The organism is Sphingomonas tagetis, assembly GCF_024211275.1.
Taxonomy (GTDB): domain Bacteria; phylum Pseudomonadota; class Alphaproteobacteria; order Sphingomonadales; family Sphingomonadaceae; genus Sphingomonas; species Sphingomonas tagetis.
Window position 1 is genome coordinate 222,643 of sequence record NZ_JAMLDX010000007.1, and the last position, 6,681, is coordinate 229,323.

The following is a 6,681-nucleotide window of genomic DNA, read 5'->3' on the forward strand; positions in this document are numbered from 1 at the left end:
GGTGCCGATCGACGTGAGCCTGCATATAGGCGAGCTCTAAAATCACCTCGAAACATTGAACGCTTCCTGGCCTGAATGCCCGTTCGCAATTGGTCAGCTCCGTCTTCAGCAGATCAGCAGCAGTTCGGAACCCTCCCTTGTCGCGCGCAGCGAAAATGGCTGGCGGAACCGGCAAGCTCGCCGGAGCGAGACTTATTTGGGCCGGTGCTAGCGAGGCAATAAGCAATAAAAACGTCATCATGACCACCACGAACTGGAATTACTTTCCATGCCCAAGTTCGATCTGCGCCTGTCCAGCCATCGTCCAGCACGCCGGCTTCACAGCGCTACCGTAGGCGCATCAACGGGTCAGCGCGATGCCGATCCGTGCATGCGTGTCGCGGCGGCGATAATCGTCGAGCGCCTCGCCATGTCCGGTGAACGCTTGGCCGAACAGATAGAAGCCGATGTCGCGATCGATCGCCGCGAACGGATAGGACACGAACAGTTCGGCGGCGCCGCGACCGGTCTCCGGATTGCCGCGCGCGATGAGATTGAGCTTGAGGCTATCGGGCTTGATCAGGGTGAGGCCAAGCGACGCATTGCCCCAATAGCGGTCGAGATCGGGCGCGCCCCCCTGTCTTCCGACATAGAACCACGCTTGCGGCGTTACTTCGGCGCGCCAGCTGCCGCCCAGATCGAACGTCTTGGTGAAGCGTCCGAAGATGCGGTTGGAGTCGATCGAGGTCGCCGGTCCCTCGCCATTCGAATCATGACGCCAGCCCAGGCCGAGCGTTGCGGTTGGATCTATGGGAACGTCGGCGAACAGCTCGGGGGAGTAAGTGGTGTGAGCGATGGGGCCTGACGGCAGATCGAGCCGCCAGAACATCGTTTGCGTATAGGCGAACCTGAGATGGCTAATCGCGCTCTCGCCGCCGACCGGTTGAAAGGCAAGGCTGACCTGTAGCTTCGCGCCGGCATCCCGCAGGCCGAACGCGCTATAGGTCGGCTCATGCGGCGAGAAACGCTCAAGGAACCTGCTCGAGCTGCCACGCGACGCAAGCGTCTCTGCCTCCGCTGCTGCGGTCGGCGGAGGAGGCGGGTCACCCATATAGGCCCTGCCGACGGTGGACGGGGCGCTGCGCTTGCCAGGCTTGGCCGGCGCCGCCGGACGCGCGGCATAGGCGACGGGAACGTATCGCACCTTGGCGAAACCTCCGGGCCGAAGGGTAAACTCGGCCGTGGGCAGGCGTTCCAGGACGAGCCGTGTGCCGTCGTCGGCGGTGACTTCGATCTGGCGAGGACCCTGGGCCGGGACGGGTGTATCGCCTTCGTTGAACAGGATCACGCTGACTCCGCGCAGTGCCTCGCGCTCGTTCGTCGGCTGCGCAGGAATGGCCTGAACTTGCGCACCGACAGGGGTGGCGATCAAAAGAAATGGTAAGGCAACCCGCATCAAGTGCCTCAATGCCGACACAATAAGGCAAATATGAGTCCGATATGAGTCTAGGCGATCAGCGGAACACGCCGGCGATCGTATCGGCCTCGCCGGTTTGTCGGTGCAGCCATGCGGCCATTGATCATATTTTTGAAGCCCCTGACATCGACCTCAGCCTCAGAACCTTCGTGGTTCGAATGGCCGCGGAGCAGCACTGGACGAGCGAAGAAATGAGGTCACTGACGTGATGGGGTCGTCTAATCGCAGCCCCTGTTGCAAGCAGATTTTGAGCTGACCGTATGCCGGGTTGAGGGTCGTCTTCGCGGTCGGCAATAGGCCGCCGCACGGTGGGTCTTCGGCGGACGGAACCTTCCTATGTGGACGGCGCACTCGGCAGAAGCCGGTGCATCCCATCAAGCGGAATGGTTCAGCCCACGTCCCGGCAGGGACGGATCCGCTCGCCGGCTGCCTGCCGGCGAAGTTGCTACGCTGGTGCGCCTGCGGTCTTGTCGAACAGCTCGCCCGATTTAAGCATGGCATGCATCACGACCGAGAGCTTCCGCGCCACCGCAACTGCGGCGCGCTTGAAGCCGATGCGCTCCCGAAGCTTGAGACCCCAGTCTCGCAACGTACTCTCAGCCGAGCTGCGGGTCAGGATGACGCAGGCCGCTTCGTACAGAAGGTTTCGCACCTGGTGATCGCCGCGCCTGGAGATGTGCCCGTTGTAGTCCACTTGACCTGATTGGTATCGTCGCGTGGTCAGGCCGAGCCAGGCGCCGACGGATCGCGACGTTCGGAAGTTGGCTGGATCTTCCACGGCCGTCGCAAAGGCGGTCGCGGTAACGACACCGACGCCTGGGATAGACATAAGTAGCTGGCATGCCTCGCTCTGACGCGCCTCGCCGATCAGGCGTTGCGTAAGTTCGGCGGCGCGCGCACGCACGGCGCGCCAAGCTTCGAGCAGCGGCAAGATGATGCCGGCCAGGTCCGAACTCTCGTTAAGCTTTGCGCATACGTTTGCGTCGAACGTACTGCCCTTGCCTGCAGGCACGACGAGACCAAACGTCTTCATCAGACCGCGGATCTGGTTAGATATCTCGGTTTTGATCCTGACCAGCTTGGTGCGAGCTGCCACGAGCGTGCGGGCCAGCATGCTGTCGAAGCCCTTCACCCGAACCTCGCGGTATAAGCCGACCTCGGCCAAATGTGCCAAGCCGTCTGCGTCGTTGGCGTCGGTCTTGTTGGCGGCCATGTCCAACGCCGCTTTGGCGTGGCGCGCATCGACGCAAATAGCTGGCAGTCCCTCAGCCTGCAGGGCGTGGTAAAACCAGACCGATAAGGGACCGGTTTCGAAGATAACTCGCTCTGGTTCTCGCGCATGCTTCCGGACGGTGCGGGCAATGGCCTCCGGATCCGACGCGCACTTGCCTCGCCAGACCCGCTTGCCGTCGCGCCGAACCGAGATCGCAGTATCTTTCATCGACACGTCGAGGCCGATATATTCTCCCATGGCTGTTCTCCATCAGATGCTTGGGCCCGGCATCGCGTCGTGAGCCCGTACTTCCATCTTATCGGGGAACAGCCACCCCCTTCCATGTCTAGCTGACCAGGGCCGACTCGCTTCCCACGATTACCCCATGTGGACGACCCCTGCACCGGCATAGGTGTGCAATGATGTGGTCGTTGAGCCACGTCATTACAGATCGCTGATGCCGCCGCGAACATCGTGGCGGGCTTTCTTCGGCCTCGCTCATGCCTGTACGGCATCGCTTGAACGTCGCTTGTCCACCGGGGCTGGAGTTCAAGAGAATGGAGCGCGCCCCGCTTCCTCACAAAACTGCCCCCGCTCGTTGTGCCGCGATAGGTCACACGTAGCGATCAGTGTCGGTACGGTAGGACACGCTCCCTGTTACGTCAGCCTGGCCTGCTGCCGGTTTGGTGGACACCAAGATAAGGTGTTTTCACCGATCGGAGAGCATCAATGCAACGAAGGAAGTTTGCCCGCGAGTTCAAGCTTGAGGCGGTAAGGATGGTCCGCGATCGCGGCGTGGCGGTTGCGCAGGCGGCACGTGATCTGGATGTGCACGAGAACGTGCTGACTTGATCCTGGGTCTCGGCAGCTCGGCGATCGGCACGCTAGTTGAGCGCGCGACGCGCTTCACGATGCTGCTGCACCTGCCGCGCATGGAAGGTCACGGCGCCGGGCCCAGCATCAAGAACGGACCGGCGCTGGCGGGACACGGCGCCGAGGCGGTGCGTGACGCGATCACGCGTACCATCACCACCTTGCCCGAAGAACTGCGACGCTCGCTTACTTGGGATCAAGGCACCGAGATGGCACAGCATGCCCGTCTCAAGATCGATACCGGCGTGCAGGTCTACTTCTGCGACCCGCAAAGCCCATGGCAGCGTGGCACCAACAAGAACACCAACGGGCTGCTAAGACAGTACTTCCCGAAAGGCACAGACCTCTGCGCGCACGATTCCGATGCACTCGCCGCCGTGGCGGCCACGCTCAATGCCCGGCCCCGCAAGACGCTGGGTTGGAAAACGCCCGCTGAAGCGCTTGACCAATGCCTGGCGGAGATCAACAAACACCGTGTTGCGACGACCGGTTGAGTCCGCCCAATATACCAGCGAGCAGTTCCAGCGGCTCATGGCCGACAATGGCGTCACCTGCTCAATGAGCAGATCCGGCAACGTCTGGGATAACGCCGCGATGGAAAGCTTCTTCTCCTCGCTCAAAACCGAGCGGATCGGGAAGAAGGTCTACCGAACGAGAGCCCAGGCAAAGGCAGACGTGTTCGATTACATCGAATGCTTCTACAACCCGACCCGGCGGCACTCGACCCTGGGTTACCTCAGCCCCATCGACTTCGAGATGGAGGCTGGTGTAGCCTGATTTAGCTTATCTCGGTGTCCGCCAAACCGGCAGCAGGCCAGGCGTCTAGTTCTTCGCTGCGCCGTCGATCCAGTGTTATTGGTGGTATTTCAGAGCGTCCCCCGAAGCGATCGCAGCGCATTAGGCCAGCGTCAAACGCCGTTGAACGCCTTTTTCGAGCTAATCCGATCAATACCGGCAGCAATGGTGAAGCGTAGTCAGCAAACGAGCGCCGCAATCTTGAGCGAAGTCATCTGACGGCCAACGCGCAGCGCAACCATGGGCATTCATCGAACCGTTCACCAAGCCTTGTGCCGAAATGGCGATCCTGGAGATCGCCGGCATCGCTTTTTGCGTGGATCAACGCCGAGACCGTGACAGGCCCGGCGTCGCCTCCATACCGAGATCATGAGGCTACAGCGCCGGACATGCCCAACGTTAGCACACGTAGACAGGCTGAGACTCGATCCGCCGATTGAGGAAGGGCAGCTACAAGAGTACCGTGGACCAATGATGTCGGATCAGTACCGCCGCGAAATATCGCAGCTAATCGAAGATGCCGCATCCTTGCGCGCCGCCATCATTGAAGAAGGGAGCGCTGCTGCCGAGGCTCGCGCCGAAGCCACCAAGCAGCTGGAAGAAGCGCAGAGCGCGACGAGTAAACTCACGCGTGAAACCGCTCTCCGGGCTGTAGCCAACGCCAACAGGAAAGCTGTGGCAGCGGACCGGAGAATCTGCGAGCTCCAACGCGCGCTTGGAGCCAACCTTAACCGCCAGCATTCAAAAAAACGCTATCTCCAGTTTGCTCTGCGTAACGAACAATCGCTTGTCGATCGTGCAGCCGGGCAGCATGACCAAAATAAGGCCTCCGACGCGAAATCTTGCGCCGATACGTCGCCTGACCTGTTGATCCGCGATGCAGCGAAAATACCCGGCAAGCATACCGAATGAGACCGGTCGCGATGACGCGGCCTGACTAGGCATCTGCCGGCCCAATACTTTGCCCTTCAATTAATCGGCCCGCTGCGATTTTCGACCGCGCCCCAATATCATGTAACGCCGACTAATCCACATTGTCGCTGCGCGCGTCTCCTGGCAATCTGAACCGCCCCGGGTCTGCCGGAGGCATCGAGTTGTGAGTCACGCTGCCATATCGATGTTGTTTGCGGCAGCATGATATTGATCTTCGGCTTCGGCAGGCGGGATGTTGCCGATGGGCTCCAGCAGTCGGCGATGGTTGAACCAGTCGATCCATTCCAGCGTGGCGTACTCGACTGCTTCGAAGCTGCGCCACGGTCCGCGCCGGTGGATCACCTCGGCTTTGTAAAGGCCGTTGATCGTCTCGGCCAAAGCATTGTCATAGCTGTCGCCCACGCTGCCAACCGAGGGCGCGATCCCGGCTTCGGCGAGGCGATGAAGTTATGTTGAACAATCTGGAATGCGCTCAGATCGGCGGTGGCACGGATCAAGTTGATCATGTCCTGACTGCGCCGTACCGAATCGTCAAAGAAGCCGCCCATGCCTAGACGTGACGTGCGCGCAATCTTCAGATAACTTCCATCAACTAGATATCCTTGATCAGGCTACTCAAGGTGACGTTTGGGTGGTATCGCAGCTTTACCGAGCGCCCGGTTGATGTCGATCGTGTGAGTGAACTTCAAGCCGGCAAGACCTGCCCTGACCCACCGAACCTGAGCAATAACTTCAGCGAGCGTTCCAATGCCGACGAGCAGTGTTTCATTGGGCCGAAACATGTCAGCGGTGTCGATGCAGGCTCCCTCAGCCGAAAGGTTTCGCATGCGATGCCGCGTGACTTGTTGCTCACCAAACCTCTCCGACGTGGCCGTGAGGAACACGTTGTAACGTTGTGCGCGAGCGGTGACCGGGGATGCTGTCTCCATGTCGATCAGAATATACCGACGCGGGTTAACAGCGGGTATGCTCCGACTGCGTTCGACTTCTGCAACCAGATCGCGGGCAGCTCACGATATTATAGATGCGCTCATCATCCCAGAGCATACGACACGGATAGAAGGTCCATCTGCAGGCGGGATGGATTGCTCAAATGCCGGACGACTCGGCGCCTTTTTGCGGACTTTTCGAGCCGATCCGTCCATCGTAGAGAGGTTCGAACACGCAATCTAGGGTCAGGATCTGTAATTTGCATCCGCTTGGCGGTTGTCCCTTGAGGGTCTCAAGGATCTGTCCGCACTCGCCGGCCTGAGGGTCGGTGGTGCTGTATCGGGTCTCACAAGGCCGTACGTTGCATTGACTCGAAGCGGGCTTGGCAGCCCATCTGATAACCTTCGCAGATCGTCCGTCCCTGCGTTCCCTCGCGGGACACCGCCATCGGGTCAGCTGGAACGCCTCACCGCTGGCGAAG

At 60.5% G+C, this 6,681-nt stretch carries 5 protein-coding genes and 3 pseudogenes; 4 read left to right on the forward strand and 4 right to left on the reverse strand.

Annotated features, from left to right (window positions below; all coding sequences use genetic code 11):
• Window positions 1-340: 340 nt before the first annotated feature.
• Together M9978_RS11400 and M9978_RS11405 are read right to left on the reverse strand one after the other, a co-directional pair.
• Entirely contained in the window at window positions 341-1,411 is a 1,071-nt protein-coding gene (locus M9978_RS11400) for a phospholipase A (protein ID WP_254293225.1), read from the reverse strand.
• A 490-nt stretch (window positions 1,412-1,901) separates the two neighbouring features.
• Complete coding sequence (locus M9978_RS11405) at window positions 1,902-2,927, reverse strand: IS110 family RNA-guided transposase (RefSeq protein WP_254293227.1); 1,026 nt, start codon at window positions 2,925-2,927, stop codon at window positions 1,902-1,904.
• Between the two features lie 519 nt (window positions 2,928-3,446).
• On the opposite strand from M9978_RS11405, the gene M9978_RS23535 reads away from it, so the two are divergent.
• The 4 genes and pseudogenes from M9978_RS23535 to M9978_RS11425 all read left to right on the forward strand — a co-directional run bounded on the left by M9978_RS23535 (window position 3,447) and on the right by M9978_RS11425 (window position 5,249).
• On the forward strand, window positions 3,447-3,521 hold the full coding sequence (locus tag M9978_RS23535) for a hypothetical protein (protein ID WP_436977185.1): 75 nt from the start codon (window positions 3,447-3,449) through the stop codon (window positions 3,519-3,521).
• Window positions 3,515-4,036 (forward strand): annotated as a pseudogene (locus M9978_RS11415) (IS30 family transposase); the annotation flags it as partial. The gene M9978_RS23535 and the pseudogene M9978_RS11415, both read left to right, overlap by 7 nt.
• Window positions 3,996-4,319: pseudogene (locus M9978_RS11420) on the forward strand (IS3 family transposase); the annotation flags it as partial. The pseudogenes M9978_RS11415 and M9978_RS11420, both read left to right, overlap by 41 nt.
• A 489-nt stretch (window positions 4,320-4,808) precedes the next feature.
• On the forward strand, window positions 4,809-5,249 hold the full coding sequence (locus tag M9978_RS11425) for a hypothetical protein (RefSeq protein WP_254293229.1): 441 nt from the start codon (window positions 4,809-4,811) through the stop codon (window positions 5,247-5,249).
• Window positions 5,250-5,438: 189 nt separating this feature from the next.
• On the opposite strand, the pseudogene M9978_RS11430 reads toward M9978_RS11425, so the two are convergent.
• A pseudogene (locus tag M9978_RS11430) lies at window positions 5,439-5,711 on the reverse strand (integrase core domain-containing protein); the annotation flags it as partial.
• 170 nt (window positions 5,712-5,881) lie between these two features.
• On the reverse strand, window positions 5,882-6,199 hold the full coding sequence (locus M9978_RS23330) for a PilZ domain-containing protein (RefSeq protein ID WP_367305076.1): 318 nt from the start codon (window positions 6,197-6,199) through the stop codon (window positions 5,882-5,884).
• Between the last annotated feature and the right edge of the window lie 482 nt (window positions 6,200-6,681).